General features: G+C 38.1%; 19 protein-coding genes. 13 read left to right on the forward strand and 6 right to left on the reverse strand.

Features of this window, described 5'->3' with window-relative positions:
- Positions 1–5 precede the first annotated feature (5 nt).
- From BEN71_RS13305 to pabC, 5 genes are all read right to left on the reverse strand, one after another.
- Positions 6–986 carry a hypothetical protein gene (locus BEN71_RS13305; RefSeq protein WP_068974743.1) on the reverse strand — a complete coding sequence of 327 codons (981 nt, stop codon included), beginning with the start codon at positions 984–986 and terminating at the stop codon, positions 6–8.
- Positions 987–1424: 438 nt separating this feature from the next.
- On the reverse strand, positions 1425–1841 hold the full coding sequence (locus BEN71_RS13310; RefSeq protein ID WP_068974744.1) for a PaaI family thioesterase: 417 nt from the start codon (positions 1839–1841) through the stop codon (positions 1425–1427).
- Between the two features lie 137 nt (positions 1842–1978).
- Positions 1979–2578 (reverse strand): dTMP kinase, encoded by a 600-nt coding sequence (gene tmk / locus BEN71_RS13315; RefSeq protein ID WP_068974745.1) that lies wholly within the window; start codon positions 2576–2578, stop codon positions 1979–1981.
- 9 nt (positions 2579–2587) lie between these two features.
- Positions 2588–3649 (reverse strand): endolytic transglycosylase MltG, encoded by a 1062-nt coding sequence (mltG, locus tag BEN71_RS13320; protein WP_068974746.1) that lies wholly within the window; start codon positions 3647–3649, stop codon positions 2588–2590.
- Positions 3642–4463, reverse strand: a complete 822-nt coding sequence (pabC, locus tag BEN71_RS13325; protein ID WP_068974747.1) for an aminodeoxychorismate lyase — start codon at positions 4461–4463, stop codon at positions 3642–3644. Before pabC ends, mltG begins: the two co-directional genes overlap by 8 nt.
- Positions 4464–4625: 162 nt before the next feature.
- On the opposite strand from pabC, the gene BEN71_RS13330 reads away from it, so the two are divergent.
- From BEN71_RS13330 to BEN71_RS13360, 7 genes are all read left to right on the forward strand, one after another.
- On the forward strand, positions 4626–5636 hold the full coding sequence (locus tag BEN71_RS13330) for a sulfate ABC transporter substrate-binding protein (RefSeq protein ID WP_068974767.1): 1011 nt from the start codon (positions 4626–4628) through the stop codon (positions 5634–5636).
- A 39-nt stretch (positions 5637–5675) separates the two neighbouring features.
- On the forward strand, positions 5676–6281 hold the full coding sequence (locus tag BEN71_RS13335) for an RBBP9/YdeN family alpha/beta hydrolase (RefSeq protein WP_068974748.1): 606 nt from the start codon (positions 5676–5678) through the stop codon (positions 6279–6281).
- 80 nt (positions 6282–6361) lie between these two features.
- Positions 6362–7195 (forward strand): sulfate ABC transporter permease subunit CysT, encoded by an 834-nt coding sequence (cysT, locus tag BEN71_RS13340; protein ID WP_068974749.1) that lies wholly within the window; start codon positions 6362–6364, stop codon positions 7193–7195.
- Entirely contained in the window at positions 7192–8088 is an 897-nt protein-coding gene (gene cysW / locus BEN71_RS13345; protein WP_068974750.1) for a sulfate ABC transporter permease subunit CysW, read from the forward strand. Before cysT ends, cysW begins: the two co-directional genes overlap by 4 nt.
- Positions 8089–8099: 11 nt before the next feature.
- On the forward strand, positions 8100–9161 hold the full coding sequence (locus BEN71_RS13350) for a sulfate/molybdate ABC transporter ATP-binding protein (protein ID WP_068974751.1): 1062 nt from the start codon (positions 8100–8102) through the stop codon (positions 9159–9161).
- Between the two features lie 53 nt (positions 9162–9214).
- On the forward strand, positions 9215–10144 hold the full coding sequence (locus BEN71_RS13355; RefSeq protein WP_068974752.1) for a CysB family HTH-type transcriptional regulator: 930 nt from the start codon (positions 9215–9217) through the stop codon (positions 10142–10144).
- Positions 10145–10359: 215 nt separating this feature from the next.
- Positions 10360–11577, forward strand: a complete 1218-nt coding sequence (locus tag BEN71_RS13360; RefSeq protein WP_068974753.1) for an OmpP1/FadL family transporter — start codon at positions 10360–10362, stop codon at positions 11575–11577.
- Between the two features lie 90 nt (positions 11578–11667).
- Here the strand turns inward: BEN71_RS13360 and carO are convergent, their stop codons facing one another.
- Entirely contained in the window at positions 11668–12396 is a 729-nt protein-coding gene (carO, locus tag BEN71_RS13365) for an ornithine uptake porin CarO (protein WP_068974754.1), read from the reverse strand.
- Between the two features lie 307 nt (positions 12397–12703).
- Between carO and dapD the strand changes: the two genes are divergently transcribed.
- The 6 genes from dapD (at position 12704) to BEN71_RS13395 (ending at position 16771) form a co-directional block, all read left to right on the forward strand.
- The gene (gene dapD, locus BEN71_RS13370) at positions 12704–13525 is read left to right on the forward strand and encodes a 2,3,4,5-tetrahydropyridine-2,6-dicarboxylate N-succinyltransferase (protein ID WP_068974755.1); all 822 of its coding nucleotides are present in this window, start codon (positions 12704–12706) and stop codon (positions 13523–13525) included.
- A 125-nt stretch (positions 13526–13650) separates the two neighbouring features.
- Positions 13651–14361, forward strand: a complete 711-nt coding sequence (queE, locus tag BEN71_RS13375) for a 7-carboxy-7-deazaguanine synthase QueE (RefSeq protein ID WP_068974756.1) — start codon at positions 13651–13653, stop codon at positions 14359–14361.
- A gap of 62 nt (positions 14362–14423) precedes the next feature.
- Positions 14424–15095, forward strand: coding sequence for a 7-cyano-7-deazaguanine synthase QueC (gene queC / locus BEN71_RS13380; RefSeq protein ID WP_068974757.1), 672 nt, complete (start codon positions 14424–14426; stop codon positions 15093–15095).
- A gap of 13 nt (positions 15096–15108) precedes the next feature.
- Complete coding sequence (locus BEN71_RS13385; protein WP_068974758.1) at positions 15109–15519, forward strand: hypothetical protein; 411 nt, start codon at positions 15109–15111, stop codon at positions 15517–15519.
- An 88-nt stretch (positions 15520–15607) separates the two neighbouring features.
- A complete protein-coding gene (locus tag BEN71_RS13390) occupies positions 15608–16294 on the forward strand; it encodes a Dph6-related ATP pyrophosphatase (RefSeq protein WP_068974759.1) in 687 nt (228 codons plus the stop codon).
- A gap of 15 nt (positions 16295–16309) precedes the next feature.
- Positions 16310–16771 carry a peroxiredoxin gene (locus BEN71_RS13395; RefSeq protein WP_068974760.1) on the forward strand — a complete coding sequence of 154 codons (462 nt, stop codon included), beginning with the start codon at positions 16310–16312 and terminating at the stop codon, positions 16769–16771.
- The last annotated feature ends 22 nt before the right edge of the window (positions 16772–16793 follow it).

Consider the following 16793-nt stretch of genomic DNA (forward strand, 5'->3'; position numbering starts at 1 on the left):
AAAAACTATCCGAGACTTAGCGCACTAAGTTGCGACTTTGCAACATCATCCAATTGTTTTAACAATGTCGTATCTGGACTAAATAACCCATTATGTACTTGCTGTTCAAAATGGGTACTAAACGCCCTCTTACGATTTTCAGGAGAGATCGCCAATGTCGTTAAACGTAAAAACCAAAATTTTTGAATCGCCTGATACGGAATAATAAAACCTTTAAACTCTTTATTTGGGCTTTTATCTGTAATTTGTTCAATATCATATTCGACTGAAAATAATGAACCCACTGGAATCCGTATACCATTCATTATAAGCGGCTGTAAATTAATACATGAATGATTATCTCCCATATTCATCTTTTCAATCAGCAACGGCTGATTTTGATCATCCACAAAAATATTAATTGAGCCCTGTCTGAGCATGGAACGATGGGCAATTTTCAGAAAAAAAGCTTCTGCCATTGGACATGAGCCAACTTTTGGCTTTTCTGATAAAGTTTGAATTTCGATATAGCCTGTTTCACGCGCTGACTTGGGCAAAATCACGTCCTCTAACATCGCACAAATGATTTTACTTTCTTCGAGTTGTGCAGATTGTGACACTTTTCTTAAATTTGCCTGAAATCGAACCTCTTGTTCCACTAATGTTTTGAAGTCATCTTCTTTTGCTTGGCGAATAAAATTTTGAATAGATACATTCTGATCTAAATTATGCCAATCTTCGATTTCTAAATCATACAAACTCTTTTGATCGATAATTTTTTTTAATTTTTTAAAATCATAATCTTGGAATATTTTTAGATCTGTGCCTTCAATTTGATCACGTGGGAAATTGATGTATTCTGCCAAAACACGTGTCGCTTGCGTAAAGCCACAGCCACGACGCTCGGTTTGATGTGAATAGTGTTCATTCAGCATTTCCGTCAATTTTTCAGATAAAGGAAAAACCTGTTCCTTAAACAACTGGACGACTTCATGATCTAATGACATATTCTCGCTTCCATTTACTATATATTTTTTAAATAATGTATTTATTATTAATAATTTAACATTATAAAAACGAGAGTACACTGCAAATTTGATTTTTATTCGAAATTTAATGAAGCATTTTTGAGAACATTAGGGTCTGTTGACAATTCGTCCATGTTTGCGACTTTGTATATTTTTAGCTGATACTAGGCGTGAAATACGAAACTTAGTTATTTTAAGTGAGTAGTTCACAACGAAGTAGCAGCTAAAAATACACTAGTCCCGAAGGGTTGTGGCTAAAATTATCGCAAACTTCGTTATGAAGTTTAAAAATGGAACCACCATTCTTTGCACTTCATGCCTCGTCTGCTCAATTTTAGCCGACAACGCAAGCCATTTATGAAATGTCAACAGACCCTAAAGTAAATGGTAGATTTAATGTTCTCAATTTTTTGAATTTTACTTTTGAGGTGGAACTGAATACGTCCCTGTCACATGTGCCACAGGATCATCGGAATCCAATGAATAAATCCATACTTCACCAACAATCAGTGCTTTACCCACTTTCATCAATCTACACACACCACGAATATCGACACCACCAGAAGGTTTGCGTAAAAAATTAATATTCATATTGGTGGTCACAGCCAAACCGATCAATCCAATTTCACCCATAATCGCAACATAAAGAGCGAAGTCAGCCAATGCCATCATGGTTGGCCCTGAAATTGTGCCCCCTGGTCGAAGATCATTCTCTGCGACATGCCATACCAATGAAGCACCCTTTTCAGTCACCTCTTCAATTTCGCATCGCTCTAAGCTTGGGCTAAAAAATTGCTGTAAAAATTGTACAATTTCGGTCTTATTGCTTTTCATCTTATAAAGTCTTCCTATCCCTGACCATTGACAATATAAAGCCTTTTACCCACCAAAACACTAACACTTTCGCTCAAAAAAATAGGTTGAATTTTATCATTCAACCTATCCTCTAAATTTAGAACTGACTTGGAATTTTATTTAACATAAGCCAATGCATCGGCAAATACTTTTTCTTGCGCTTGAATCGCATCTAGACGCTTCATACGCTCAGGGTCACGTGCATGAATTTCAGCAAATCCACTGCGTACCGATTCAAAAAATACCACTTTTTCTTGCTCAAAACGATCTAAATCCCCACGCGCTCTTGCACGGGTCATTCCTAGTTCAATTGGTGCATCGAGCCAAAAAGTAATATCAGGCATTTTTGAAACAAAGTTTTGATTTAAAAGTTGTAATTTTTCACGACTTAAACCACGACCCGCACACTGATAAGCAAAGCTCGAATCGGTAAAACGATCACACAAGACAATTTTACCTTCCGCTAATGCAGGTAAAATTACCAGTTCCAAATGCTGTGCGCGCGCTGCGTACATCAATAACAATTCAGTATCATGACTCATTTGCTCATCATGATTGACTGACAGCAATAAAGAACGGATTTGTTCAGCAAGAGGCGTTCCACCTGGTTCACGAGTCAGAACAACCGCTTTTCCTTGTTGCTGAAAATGTTCATACAACTTTTGGATGAGCGTGGTTTTACCAACCCCTTCAGTACCTTCAAAACTAATAAACATGCTCATTCCTTAATTCTTCGCTCGCATAACTTCAATATATTCTCGTACCGCACGATTATGGTCATCCAAGTTTGCTGAGAATTTATGACCACCATTGCCTGTTGCAACAAAGTAAATATTGTCAGAATCATCAGGATGCATGGTCGCTTCAATGGCTTTTTTACTTGGTAAAGCAATCGGTGTTGGCGGTAAACCATTGATCGTATAAGTATTATAAGCAGTCGGTGTACGTAAATCTTGTTTAGAAATTTTGCCTTGGTATTTATCACCCATACCATAAATCACCGTAGGATCTGTTTGCAAACGCATCCCTAATTTTAAACGGCGGTAGAATACCCCTGAAACTTGACGAAGCTCACGATCTACACTGGTTTCTTTTTCGATGATTGAAGCCATAATCAATGCTTCATATTTATCTTTATACGGTAAATTTGGAGCACGTTTTTCCCAAGCTTCATCTAAAATTTTCATTTGACGTTGATATAAATCCGTCAAAATTTTCTTATCCGATTCACCTTTATCAAAGAAATACGTATCTGGTGCAAACAAACCTTCAGGATGATCGTATGGAATATTTAATGCTTTCAGCATTTCAGCAGGCGGTAAATGAATCACTGATTTCTCAATCAATGGATCATTTTTTAAAGATTGAATTAACTGTTTAGACGTCGTCCCTTCAATCACCAAAAGACGGCTCATTTGTGCATTTTCAACGTTAGAAATCATTTCCAAAACTTGACGAACGCTCATCCCTTGTTTGACTTCATAAACACCCGCTTTCATGGTGTCATGGATAAAAAGTTTGCGATAAAACTTCAGTACAATTGGAAAGCTAACTTTATTCTCTTTTGCAAGATCATCAATAAAGCCTGTATACGTTTCACCATTTGTAATCGAAAGCTTTTGCTTTGCCCCCTCGACGGGATAACTTTTGAAAATGCTCATTTTTAAAATAATGGTGGCAATCACCAAGATCGCCACCAATACAATGATGATCCCTTTATAAATTTTATTGCCCGTTTTATCAGAAGTATTCTTTTTAGATTTGGGCTTTGATTTTGCTTTAGACATGAGAATTAAACTGACTTAAATTTAAAGTTTGGAATAACTCAACACAAGATTGAGTGTTTAAAGGCTGTTGATTTAAAGTTTCAACAATTTTCATCGGGCTCAACGCATTGCAAAAAAATACGCTTTGAAAATTACGTATTTCATCCATATCAATATAACGTTGTTCGCATCGAATACCTTGCTGATGCATTCGAGACAAAATTTCAGCTCGCATCACACCATGTACGCCATTATAACGAAGTTCAGGCGTAATCCATGTATTGTTTATTTGAATAAAACAATTACTGCTCACCCCTTCAACAATCGAACCTTGTACATCCGTAACCAGCGCTTCCAACCAGCCCTTTTCTTGTGCTTCTTTCTTTAACATGACTTGTTCTAAACGGTTTAAAGTCTTTAAACCGACTAAATTTGGCATGACTAAACCAATCGCTTGTTCCAAAACACCACTATGAATAAACTCAGGTTGAAAAGCATCCGTCGCTTTTGGGTAAAATAGTACATATAAGTCAGCATCATGCTCAGGCATGGCATAACCACGATCGCCCTCACCACGACTTAGAATAATTTTCAACGTACCATTTAGACTTGGAAATTGTTGCTTTAATACATCCAAAGATTGCTCTAAAACATCAAAATTGAATTTTAAATACAAGCGTTCAGCGGCTAGTTTTAAACGTGCACGATGTAAGGACTCTAACTCCATGACATTTTGATGAAATCTTGCAGTGGTAAAACAACCATCACCATAATGAAAAGCTCGATCTAAAAGTGGAATAAAATCAATTTTTTGAGCATTTTTAAAGCAAATCATGATGCAATTTTCCTGACCTATGCACAAATGACGATAACAATATCTGCATTAACTAATTCACATTTATTCATATAAAATTCGTTTTTTATTATTTTTTATGAATAAAGACTAGCGTTATGCTCACTCCATCTTACCGAACTTATGAAATAAATGGGGCAAAAAATGCAGTTCACTCAACTAAAATTCGCTGTTGTTGCAGCATTATTATCAACAACTTCTCTCAGCGTTACAGCGAAAGATTTTTTAAATGTTTCTTATGATCCGACACGCGAACTGTATGAAAATTTCAACAAAAGCTTTTCGACATATTGGAAATCTAAAACTGGTCAAACGATTGACTTTAAACAATCTCACGGCGGTTCTGGCAAACAAGCTCGCGCTGTGATTGATGGTTTACAAGCTGATGTGGTGACTTTAGCACTGGCAGCAGACATCGATGCAATTGCACAAAGTACGAATCTATTACCAAAAGACTGGCAGAAGAAATTTCCACAAAACTCGACACCGTATACATCAACCATCGTTTTCCTTGTTCGTAAAGGCAATCCAAAAGGCATTAAAGACTGGGGCGACTTGGTAAAACCAGGTGTTGAGATCGTAACACCGAATCCAAAAACATCGGGTGGTGCACGTTGGAACTATTTAGGAGCATGGGCTTGGGCAAAACACCAATATGGTTCTGACGCGAAAGCACAAGACTTTGTTCGTCAAATTTATAAACAAACCAAAGTGTTGGACTCAGGTGCGCGTGGTGCGACCACAACATTTGCTGAACGTGGTATCGGTGATGTGCTCTTGGCTTGGGAAAATGAAGCTTTCCTCTCGACTCGTGAACAACCCGGTAAATTTGAAATTATCACACCTTCACTTTCAATTTTAGCTGAACCACCTGTTGCGATTGTTGAAAAGAATGCTGAGAAAGATGGCAACTTAAATCTTGCAAAAGCATATTTAAACTATTTGTACTCACCAGCAGGTCAAGAGATTGCAGCGAAGAACTTCTATCGCCCACGTAATGCAGCTACTTTGAAAAAATATGCAACGACATTCAAACCTTTAAAATTGGTAACGATTGATAAAGAGTTTGGTGGCTGGACCAAAGTTCAAAAACAACATTTTGATAATAATGGTGTATTTGATCAAATCGTCAAAGCCAATGCAGCAAGTAAATAAGATTTAAATAAAGTTCATTCAAGAAATAGGAGCATAGACATGATTCACACAATTATTGTTCCAGGTGTAGGTGGCAGTGAATATGATCATTGGCAATCAAAACTACAACGTGAACTCGTGTCTTGTTCCCGTGTACAACAACAGGATTGGAATCTACCGATTCTCAAAGATTGGGTTGCTCAATTTATCGAAACGCTGAATAAAGCTCAAGATCCTGTTCAAATTGTCGCTCACAGTTTCGGATGTCTTACGACTGTTGCAGCCTTAGCACAACATCCTGAAGTTACAGCTAAAGTTAGAAAAGTTATTTTAGTTGCACCAGCCAATCCATCACGCTTTGGTGAAGCAGGTTTTGCACGGAACAGTCTTGGAAACTACGAAGCTTATTTTCATGGACTTAAAATCAATGTTGCTGCTGAAATGATCATTTCTGAAAATGATCCATGGCTAGATTTTGAAAATGCGCAGAAGCTGGCGAAGGCTTGGAAAATCAGACCTAGAAACTTAGGACAAGTGGGACATATCAATGTTGCATCTGGTTTTGGACATTTTCCTGAAATCTATGACCATTTAATTTTAGAGAAACAAGATTTCTTTATTAGTAATACTGATGAGACCAAGTTGTTTTTTAAATTTGCAATTTAACCATTGCCTTTTAAGCTTGCCGAATTGTTTTAAATTTGCTTATTGACTTCAATAAGCTTTCTCTCTTTTGAGGAGTCATCATGTCGCAGCGATCCCGAGTGCTGCCAGGTTTTGGTCTATCTCTAGGCTTCACCCTAGCGTATTTATCATTAATCGTGCTTATACCACTCTCTGCCGTATTCATAAAATCTTTAGGCGTGGGCTGGGATGGTTTATGGGAAATTTTAAGTTCTGAACGAATTATTAAATCCTTACAACTGAGTTTTTCCACCGCCCTTGTCGCAGCGTTGATCAATGTGGTCTTCGGCTTGTTATTGGCTTGGTGTTTAGTGCGTTATTCTTTTCCAGGTAAGCGTATTGTAGATGCTTTGGTCGATTTACCTTTTGCACTGCCGACAGCAGTTGCTGGTATTGCACTCACCTCACTCTACGCATCAACGGGGTGGATTGGTCAACTCCTAGAACCTTTAGGAATCAAAATTGCTTATACCTCTTTAGGTATTACCTTGGCGTTGATTTTTATTGGTATTCCATTTGTGGTACGCACTGTGCAACCGGTTTTAAGTGATCTTGAAACTGAGCTAGAAGAAGCCGCTTCTGCATTAGGTGCAAACCGTTTTCAGATCGTGACAAAAATTATTTTACCGATCTTATTCCCTGCCTTACTCACTGGTTTTGCTTTGGCATTTGCGCGTGGTGTAGGTGAATATGGTTCAGTGATCTTCATCGCAGGGAACATTCCTTACGAAACTGAAATCGCACCGTTGATGATTATTACCCGTCTTGAAGAATATGATTATGCAGGTGCAACAACCATCGCCGTGGTGATGTTGATTATCTCTTTCGCATTCCTCTTTGTCATTAACTTGATTCAAGCATGGGCAAGTCGCCGTACAGGGAGAACTGCACGATGAGCTTAAATACCAATAGCAATGAGTTAGCAATTAAATTGCAATCTCGTGATGCGACACGTGAACCGACTTGGGTACGTTACATCTTATTAATTATTGCCTTACTTTTCTTTTTAGGCTGTTTAATATTACCGTTAATCTTGATTTTTGTTGAAGCATTTAAACAAGGTTTTCAAGTTTATGTTGCCTCTCTGGTTGATCCATATACCTTATCAGCAGTCAAACTCACTTTACTGACAGCTGCGATTGCCGTGCCATTGAATGTCATCTTTGGTGTAACTGCGGCTTGGTGTGTGGCGAAGTTTAATTTCCGTGGTAAAGCGATTTTAACCACCATTATTGACTCACCATTTTCAGTCTCTCCTGTTGTTGCGGGTTTAATGTTGGTGTTGATTTTCGGTTCACAAGGTTGGATCGGCTCATGGCTGATTGAACATGATATTAAAATTTTATATGCAACGCCTGCGATCGTCCTTGCCACCGTCTTTATCACAGTGCCTTTTGTTGCACGTGAACTGATTCCGTTGATGGAAGCGCAAGGCTCTGAAGAAGAAGAAGCGGCAATTGTATTGGGTGCTTCAGGTTGGCAAACCTTTTGGAAAATTACTATTCCAAATATCAAATGGGGTTTGATCTATGGCGTGATTCTATGTAATGCACGTGCCATGGGTGAGTTCGGTGCAGTATCTGTGGTTTCAGGTCACATTCGTGGTGAAACCAATACTTTACCGCTGCATATTGAAATTTTATATAACGAACCAAATTCGATTAGTGCTGCTTTTGCTGTATCGACCTTGTTAGCGTTCTTAGCAATCATTACCCTTATTCTAAAAACATGGGTTGAGTATCGCCAAGAAAAACAAGATCGTGAAAGCAAAGAGTCAACCGTTTCTTAAGGAATTGCACAATGAGTATTCAAGTAAAAAATATTGAAAAAAACTTCGGTGCATTCCATGCACTCAAAAACATCTCTTTAGATTTTCCAGATGGTCAGTTGGTTGCCCTACTCGGTCCATCGGGCTGTGGCAAAACCACTTTACTCCGTATTATTGCAGGTCTGGAGTCTGCGGATAGTGGCAAAATTATCCTTGAAGGGACAGATGCAACCAAAGTGCATGTTCGTGAACGTCAAGTCGGTTTTGTATTCCAACACTATGCATTATTTCGCCACATGACTGTCTATGACAATGTTGCGTTTGGTCTACGTGTTCGCCCTAAAGCGACTCGCCCGAATGAGAATGAAATCAAAAAACGTGTCACACGTTTATTGGATTTAGTCCAACTTGGCTTTTTAGCAGATCGTTATCCTGCACAATTGTCGGGTGGTCAACGTCAACGTATTGCTTTGGCACGTGCTTTAGCGGTTGAACCTCGTGTATTGTTACTGGATGAACCTTTTGGTGCTTTGGATGCTAAAGTCCGTAAAGAACTGCGTCGTTGGTTACGTACACTACATGATGAATTACATATCACTTCAATTTTCGTAACCCATGACCAAGAAGAAGCCTTAGAAGTTGCCGATCAAATCGTCGTGATGAATAAAGGTGATATTGAACAAATTGGTTCACCACGTGAAGTTTATGAAAAGCCTGCAACACCGTTTGTTTTTGACTTCTTAGGTCAAGCCAATCGTTTTGAAGGTGAAAATCATCAAGGCATTATTCAAATCGGTGATGATCGTATCCAACTACCATCTGCACGTAATACTGCCGACGGTAAAGTCATTGCATTCGCGCGTCCAAATGAGTTAAAAATTCATGCGCAACCGACTGAGAATGCAATCCAAGCCACCTTCTTACGTGAATTGTGGATTGCTGGTAAGGTGATGGCAGAATTACAAGATCGTCAAGGGAACTTGATTGAAATTGCACTCAATCCAGAAGATGCAAAGTTACATCAATACAGACCAAATCAAACAGTTTGGGTAAGTGCTTCGACACTTCACCTATTTGAAAATCAAGTCGCATAATGGGCGACTGGGTGAGTCGTAACAGACTCATCCACAATTGAGGTATCGAAACAATGAACTTTCAACAATTACGAATTATCCGAGAAACAGTTCGTCAAAATTATAATTTAACTGAAGCTTCAGCAGCACTTTACACATCACAATCAGGTGTGAGTAAACACATTAAAGATCTTGAGGATGAACTCGGCGTACAATTATTTGTTCGCAAAGGTAAACGTCTTTTAGGTTTAACTGAACCTGGGCAAGCCCTACTCAGTATCGTTGAACGTATGTTAATCGATGCCGATAATATCAAACGCCTTGCTGATGATTTTAATAAAGTCGATGAAGGGACGCTGACCATTGCAACGACTCATACGCAAGCGCGTTATGTTCTACCACCAATTGTGAATTTGTTTAAAAAAGCGTTCCCAAAAGTACATTTGATTTTACAACAAGCCAGCCCTGTTGAAATTTCTGAAATGCTTCTACTCGGTCTTGCTGATATCGGTATTGCAACTGAATCATTGACCACAGAAGAAAACTTGGGCAGCGTGTCATTCTATAACTGGAAACATAGCATCATTACCCCGCAAGATCATCCTTTAACCAAGCTTGATCCTAAAGATATTACCTTAGAAAAATTAGCAGAATATCCGATTATCACCTATCACGGCGGTTTTACAGGCCGTTCTAAAATTGACAAAGCATTTGAAGATGCCAATTTAGATGTTGATATTGTCATGTCAGCTCTCGATGCCGATGTCATCAAAACCTATGTCGAGTTAGGCATGGGGGTTGGTATTGTCAATGATGTGGCGTATGACAATGAACGTGATCATCGTTTAAAACAAATTGATACTGATATTTTTGGTTTAAATACCACTTGGATTGCAGTGCGTAAAGGTCACTTACTTCGAGGTTATGGTTACGAGTTTATTTCTCTCTGCTCACCGGATGCGGACATCAAAGCATTGAAAAAAATAGCGTATCCGGACGATTAATTCAGAAAGCACTAACAAAAGATGGAGAGTTTAAACTCTCCTTTTTTATTGCTCTTTTTTTAATTCACGAATTTCAAATCATTAAAATATTAACAAACACTTTTTAGAATTTCTAAAATCATTGATTTTTATATTATTTTTACTTTCATGAAGATTTATAGTATAAAATTTAACCTTATTTTTTATTTATACATTATAAATAATTCGGGGTAGCAATGAACACAATCACATGGGGGCTTGCCTTAGGCACTTTTGTTCCTATTTTAAGTAGTGCTGCTGGAATAGAAACGTCTAATCAATCTATTCAATCATTTTTAGAGTCTGATCATTATGTCGAACTGTCCTATGCACAAATGCATGCCAATGTATCAGGTCAGCTTCCACAAACTGAAGCTTTAAAACAACAAGGCGTTGAGAATTTCTCCACTGGAAATTTAATCAATGATCAGTATTTTTTCAATGTCGCTGCAAAGCTACAACTTACTCCGCAGTTTTCCTTTGGTCTAATTTATGATCACCCCTATGGTATGGATATGGATTATCAATACCAACCACAATTACAAACTGGTGCACCGCTTTTAGAGTCTGGAAAATTAGATTTTTCGAGTGAAAACATTTCATTGTTATTCGGTTATCAACCCTCATCGCAATGGAATATCTATGCAGGTACTGCATATCAACAATTTCAGGGTGAACTTGAAGTGATGGGTGAAAACTATTCTACATTGAGTGGTTATCATGCAAAAATTAAAAAAAGTGCGGGACAAGGTTGGCTTGCGGGACTCAGTTATCAAATTCCTGAATATGCGTTTAAAACTGCGCTCACCTATCGTTCTAAAATCGAACATAAGGCAAGTATTACAGAAGACCTTTATGGTCAAAATTTAGAATTTGTTCCTTTTGCCAAAACAACAATCAATACACCACAATCGGTGAATTTAGATTTTCAAACAGGCTTAAGTCAACACAATTATCTCTACAGCACATTGCGATGGGTCAATTGGAAAGATTTTAAAATTCAACCCACTCAATTTGGTACAGTCATCGACTATTACGTTTCACTTTATCCTACGACAGCAAAGCCATTTAATTTAGTTGAATATAAAAGTGACCAATGGTCAGCAAAGCTTGGACTTGCACATAAGTTTAGCGAACACTGGATCGGTGCGGCTGAAATGCTATGGGATTCAGGCACTGACAATCCCGCAGGAACACTTAATCCATCTAATGGATATTATGGTTTAGGAATTGGAGCGGTATATAAACCAGATGAAAATTATTATCTCGCCTATGGGATCAATTATATTTACTTCAATAAAGCTGATCTCGACTCACTGAACCCCTTCAATTCAGTCACGCAAAATTCAACTTTATCTGGAGTTAATAACAATTACGCTTTTGTGCATGGAATTAAGTTTGGTTATCACTTTTGATTTATGTTTTAAAGGTATTATCAATATTCATTACGCATAAAAAAACGAGCCGAAGCTCGTTTTTGGATTCTAAAAAGAATCTAGATGCAATTACCAGTTAAAGCTTACACCAACTTTACCAACTGGCAACCATTCATATTTATCATCATTACGGATTTTGTTTTCTTCAGCTGCTAAATCACGATCAAAATCTGCACCATTTACATTAACAAAATTACCTTTTGATTGTAAATTCACATCAGGATTTCCAGTGTAGTACGCACCAACTTCACCAAATACACCAATATTTTTTGTGATTTTAGGTGCAAAACCAAACCCTACATATGGAGCTATATCATTTTTATAGTCCATTTTACCTGATACTTCACCATTAAAGTTATAGTTATTACCATTTACCTTAATTGTGCCATCACTAGAACGTTTTTTAAGGTCATATTCACTATCAACATAACCTACACCAGCAGCTACATATAGACCTTGTGCCCATACATTTTGGCTCGCACCCCATGGACGAATTTCAGCATTTAAATATGCTAATTTATTATCCATATCTGCATCATATTTAGTACCGTTGATTGATACATCATCAGTCCAAGAAATGTCGCCGCCATTATAACCAAGAGCCAAACCTACATAAGGATTTGCTGTCCAAAGTAAAGCACCACCATAACCAGTTGTACCTACTTCAACACGAGCACCTGTAGGAAGTAATTGATTTGCATTAAAAACATTACCTTGGTTTACAACAGCTTCATCAGCCATTGCAACGCCTGATGCCAATAATGCAGTTGCAACTGTTAGTACTTTTAACACTTTCATTTCTATCTCCTCAAATTAAACATGAGTTTGTTCTTTAATCGTTAATGTGTTTCGACTCAAACGCATAATATGTGATTTGATTGACGTAATTAAGGTGAAAATTGATTACTTTTTGTTAACTTTTGATACAATTTAACTTTAATATTTGTTTATAAACACTTTCTTTTTTAAGAAATAGTTGAGCTAAACAACTTTTTAAAGCAATTTTTAAATTTCATCGTGAGTTTTTTAAATTGAAGTTCGATTTTATATCTAAACCCAGTGCGATTTGGTGTAGAATCTTTAAAATTTTTTTGGAAAGAAGAACATGACTCAGCTTTCAACGATCATTGAAGAAGCGTTTGAAAATCGTGCTAACTTTACTGCTGCAGACTGTCCTGCTGAAGTACGCCAAGCTGTTGAACAAGCGATTGCTGGCTTAGATAACGGTAGCTTACGTGTCGCTGAAAAAATTGATGGTAAATGGATTGTTCATCAATGGTTGAAAAAAGCGGTTCTTTTATCATTTAAGCTCAATGATAATAAACCAATTGAATCATGTGATCTTCAATTCTATGACAAAGTAGATACTAAATTTACAGGTTGGACTGAAGCACAATTTAAAGCTGCTGGCGTACGTGTTGTACCGCCTGCTGTTGCACGTAAAGGCTCTTTCCAAGCAAAAAATGTGGTGTTGATGCCTTCTTATGTCAATATCGGTGCTTATGTTGATGAAGGCACAATGGTGGATACTTGGGCAACTGTAGGTTCATGTGCTCAAATCGGTAAAAATGTACATCTATCAGGTGGTGTTGGTATTGGTGGTGTTCTTGAACCACTTCAAGCAAACCCAACCATTATTGAAGATAACTGCTTCATTGGTGCACGTTCTGAAATCGTTGAAGGTGTAATCGTTGAAGAAGGTTCTGTGATTTCAATGGGTGTTTTCATTGGTCAATCGACTAAGATTTTTGACCGTGAAACTGGCGAAATCCACTATGGTCGCGTACCTGCGGGTTCTGTAGTCGTATCTGGTAGCCTTCCATCTAAAGATGGTACTTGCAACCTTTATGCTGCAATCATCGTAAAAAAAGTCGATGCTAAAACACGCGCTAAAACAAGCCTTAACGAATTACTTCGTGAAGACTAATTGATAATCACGAAATATCAATCGTTTTGCGGAACCTAATGTTCCTCGGAGTTTGAATCGCTCCTCATCTCTACGGTCAAATTTGATCGTAGAGATTTTTCATTTTGTAAGCTGTGGTAAATCTCATGAATGCTCTTCGTTCTTCAACTATTCCTGTTTCTGATCCGTCTGCGGGGTTACGTATTACGGAGATCTTTTATTCGTTACAAGGTGAAGCCAATGCCGCGGGTTTACCGACTGTTTTTATTCGTTTAACTGGTTGCCCTTTGCGTTGTACCTATTGTGATACAACCTATTCGTTTGAAGGTGGCGAACGTCAGTCACTTGACCAAATTATTCAAACCACATTAGATTTTAAAACACCATATATCTGTGTCACTGGTGGTGAGCCACTTGCTCAACCCAATGCTTTGCCTTTAATGCAACGTCTTGCAGATCTCGGTTGTGAAGTATCTTTAGAAACCAGTGGTGCCTTAGATGTATCTAAAGTTGACCCACGGGTTTCAAAAGTTTTAGATTTAAAAACACCTACTTCAGGTGAAGCTGCTCGAAATTTGATGAGTAATCTAGAACATCTTACTCAGCATGATCAGATTAAATTTGTGATCTGTAATCGAGAAGATTATGAATGGTCAAAGCAGCAAGTTGAACAGTTTTTGTTAAATGAAAAAGTCAGCACTGTGTGGTTCTCTCCTGCTTTTGCTGTTGAAAAAGGTGCTGTTCGTTTACCACAACTCGCACGTGATTTAGCTCAATGGATTTTAGAAGACCATCTCCCTGTTCGTTTCCAATTGCAATTACATAAATTGCTTTGGAATGACGAAACTGGTCGTTAATCCTTCGTCTTACTTATTTACCTTTTGTTATTTGTTTTAATTGATATTTTGGAGAATTGGATATGCGCCCTCGTGCCATAGTCTTACTATCTGGTGGTTTAGACTCAACAACTTGCTTAGCTTGGGCTCAAGCCAATTATGAATGCATCGCTTTAAGTTTTATGTATGGTCAGCGTTCAACCACTGAACTAGATGCTGCACGTGCTTTAGCGCAACGCGCGGGTGTAGAACATCGGGTCATCAATATTGATTTAGGCAATTTAGGTGGTTCAGCACTTACAGACCATAACATTGATATCCCTGATCATGAAACTGATGGTATTCCTGTAACTTATGTTCCAGCACGTAACACGATTTTCTTGTCTTATGCACTGGCAGCAGCAGAAGTTTTTGATGCACAAGCCATTGTGATTGGTATCAATGCTGTTGATTATTCAGGATATCCTGACTGTCGACCTGAATTTATTGACGCCTTTGCCAATATGGCGCGTTTGGCAACCAAAGTTGGTGTAGAAGGAAAACCTCTTAAATTTGAAACACCTCTGTTACATTTATCCAAAGCGAATATAATACGCTTAGGCATCGAACATGGCGTAGACTATAGTCAAACGGTTTCATGCTACCAAGCAGATGACCAAGGACGCGCTTGTGGTAAATGCGATAGCTGCCGACTTCGTAAACAAGGTTTTATGGATGCAGGTGTTGCAGATCCAACTCGCTATATACCGCAATAACAAGGTACATTTTATGAAAAACTTAAAATCAGGTCTTATTCTTTCAACTTTATTTTCAGCTTCGGCTTTAATGGGAACAGCTGCTTTTGCTGCTGAAGCAAATCCGCTTCAACAAGCTTATAAAAGCACCAATGTAAAATCAGCGCTTGTGAATGTATGTAAAACTGAAACAGCGAAAGGTGGAAAACTGACTTCTGCTGAAGTCAGCAAATTCTGTGGTTGCCAAATTGATGCTCAAGGTAAAGTGACTGAAGCTCAAAAATGGGAAATCCAAAGCGCTGTAAACCAAAAGAAAAACCCATCAAGTTTAGCTTTTGTACAGCAACAAAATAAAGAACTTAAAGCATGTTTCGGTCCTCAGTTAACCAGCAAGTTAGAAACTTTAACTGAAGCTGCGATCAAAGCTGCTCAAGCGAAAAAATAATACTGATTCAATCAAGCCTGCTTAATGCAGGCTTTTTTTCGCATTTGATTTATACACCAGCTTTAACAAAAGCATTACAAGCCTGCCCATGCAAAATTCAACTCACTCTTCCATTCAACCACGTAAATTCGTCGCATCTTATAGCGGTGGCAAAGACAGTAGCCTTGCCTTGTACTATGCAATGCAGCAAGGTCAAGCCGTTGCCTTAATCGTTACCTTAGATGAACATGGTATTCGCTCACGCTCACATGCGATGCCACTTGATATTATTGATGCACAAGCAGCAGCACTGGGACTGCCTATTCTCAAAACCACAACCACATGGGAAAGCTATGAATCTCAGTTTCTCAACGTCTTGGCAGAAGCTAAAGGCTATGGTGCTGAAGTTTTAGTTACAGGTGATATAGACTTAATCGGTCATGCAGAGTGGAATCAATCAGTTTCGGCACAACAACAACTTGAACTGTGGATGCCTTTGTGGCAAAAGCCACGTCTTGAAGTGGTCAATGAACTGATTCAACTGAAATTTATTTGTATTGTCGTGACAGTCAATCTTGACCTTGGAATGACCACGGAAGATTTAGGTCGTGTGATTGATCATGACTATGTCAATGAATTACTTGCACGTGGTATAGATCCATGTGGAGAATCTGGTGAGTTTCATACCACCGTAATTGATGCACCGATATTTAAAAATCCGCTTTCAGTGCATAAAGGTGCTATTCTTTATCATCAAAATTATGCCTTTTTAACGCTTGAATTAGAAGCTTCGTAAATTTAAGGAATGACAATGACTGAACAAATCCAACTGCCGAATCAAAGTTTTCCGACCACTACAGGTGAAATCAATCTAACTGAACTGAGTACAGAATGGTTAGTTTTATATTTTTATCCAAAAGACAATACGCCTGGTTGTACCACACAAGCTGTTGGTTTCTCATGTATTAAAGATCAATTTGACGCATTGAATGCTACCATCATTGGGGTATCTCGTGACTCAGTCAAAGCACATCAAAACTTTACGGAAAAGCAAGCTTTAACCATCAATTTGATTAGTGATAAAGAAGAAGTACTCTGCAAACATTTTGACGTGATTAAAGAAAAAAATATGTATGGTAAAAAAGTGATGGGGATTGAACGCTCAACCTTTATTTTCCATAAAGGTCAATTGGTTAAAGAATACCGTAAGGTTAAAGCTGCGGGGCATGCGGAACAAGTTTTAGAAGACTTAAAAGCATTACAAGCGGATTAATATTATTAATGGAAAGCCCCTT

It is taken from the genome of Acinetobacter wuhouensis (assembly GCF_001696605.3).
Classification (GTDB): domain Bacteria; phylum Pseudomonadota; class Gammaproteobacteria; order Pseudomonadales; family Moraxellaceae; genus Acinetobacter; species Acinetobacter wuhouensis.

Bases quoted from the DNA above. Each gene is read 5' to 3' on its own strand.
- BEN71_RS13305 (WP_068974743.1), bottom strand. From the start codon at position 986: ATGTCATTAGATCATGAAGTCGTCCAGTTGTTTAAGGAACAGGTTTTT.
- BEN71_RS13310 (WP_068974744.1), bottom strand. From the start codon at position 1,841: ATGAAAAGCAATAAGACCGAAATTGTACAATTTTTACAGCAATTTTTT.
- tmk (WP_068974745.1), bottom strand. From the start codon at position 2,578: ATGTTTATTAGTTTTGAAGGTACTGAAGGGGTTGGTAAAACCACGCTC.
- mltG (WP_068974746.1), bottom strand. From the start codon at position 3,649: ATGTCTAAAGCAAAATCAAAGCCCAAATCTAAAAAGAATACTTCTGAT.
- pabC (WP_068974747.1), bottom strand. From the start codon at position 4,463: ATGATTTGCTTTAAAAATGCTCAAAAAATTGATTTTATTCCACTTTTA.
- BEN71_RS13330 (WP_068974767.1), top strand. From the start codon at position 4,626: ATGCAGTTCACTCAACTAAAATTCGCTGTTGTTGCAGCATTATTATCA.
- BEN71_RS13335 (WP_068974748.1), top strand. From the start codon at position 5,676: ATGATTCACACAATTATTGTTCCAGGTGTAGGTGGCAGTGAATATGAT.
- cysT (WP_068974749.1), top strand. From the start codon at position 6,362: ATGTCGCAGCGATCCCGAGTGCTGCCAGGTTTTGGTCTATCTCTAGGC.
- cysW (WP_068974750.1), top strand. From the start codon at position 7,192: ATGAGCTTAAATACCAATAGCAATGAGTTAGCAATTAAATTGCAATCT.
- BEN71_RS13350 (WP_068974751.1), top strand. From the start codon at position 8,100: ATGAGTATTCAAGTAAAAAATATTGAAAAAAACTTCGGTGCATTCCAT.
- BEN71_RS13355 (WP_068974752.1), top strand. From the start codon at position 9,215: ATGAACTTTCAACAATTACGAATTATCCGAGAAACAGTTCGTCAAAAT.
- BEN71_RS13360 (WP_068974753.1), top strand. From the start codon at position 10,360: ATGAACACAATCACATGGGGGCTTGCCTTAGGCACTTTTGTTCCTATT.
- carO (WP_068974754.1), bottom strand. From the start codon at position 12,396: ATGAAAGTGTTAAAAGTACTAACAGTTGCAACTGCATTATTGGCATCA.
- dapD (WP_068974755.1), top strand. From the start codon at position 12,704: ATGACTCAGCTTTCAACGATCATTGAAGAAGCGTTTGAAAATCGTGCT.
- queE (WP_068974756.1), top strand. From the start codon at position 13,651: ATGAATGCTCTTCGTTCTTCAACTATTCCTGTTTCTGATCCGTCTGCG.
- queC (WP_068974757.1), top strand. From the start codon at position 14,424: ATGCGCCCTCGTGCCATAGTCTTACTATCTGGTGGTTTAGACTCAACA.
- BEN71_RS13385 (WP_068974758.1), top strand. From the start codon at position 15,109: ATGAAAAACTTAAAATCAGGTCTTATTCTTTCAACTTTATTTTCAGCT.
- BEN71_RS13390 (WP_068974759.1), top strand. From the start codon at position 15,608: ATGCAAAATTCAACTCACTCTTCCATTCAACCACGTAAATTCGTCGCA.
- BEN71_RS13395 (WP_068974760.1), top strand. From the start codon at position 16,310: ATGACTGAACAAATCCAACTGCCGAATCAAAGTTTTCCGACCACTACA.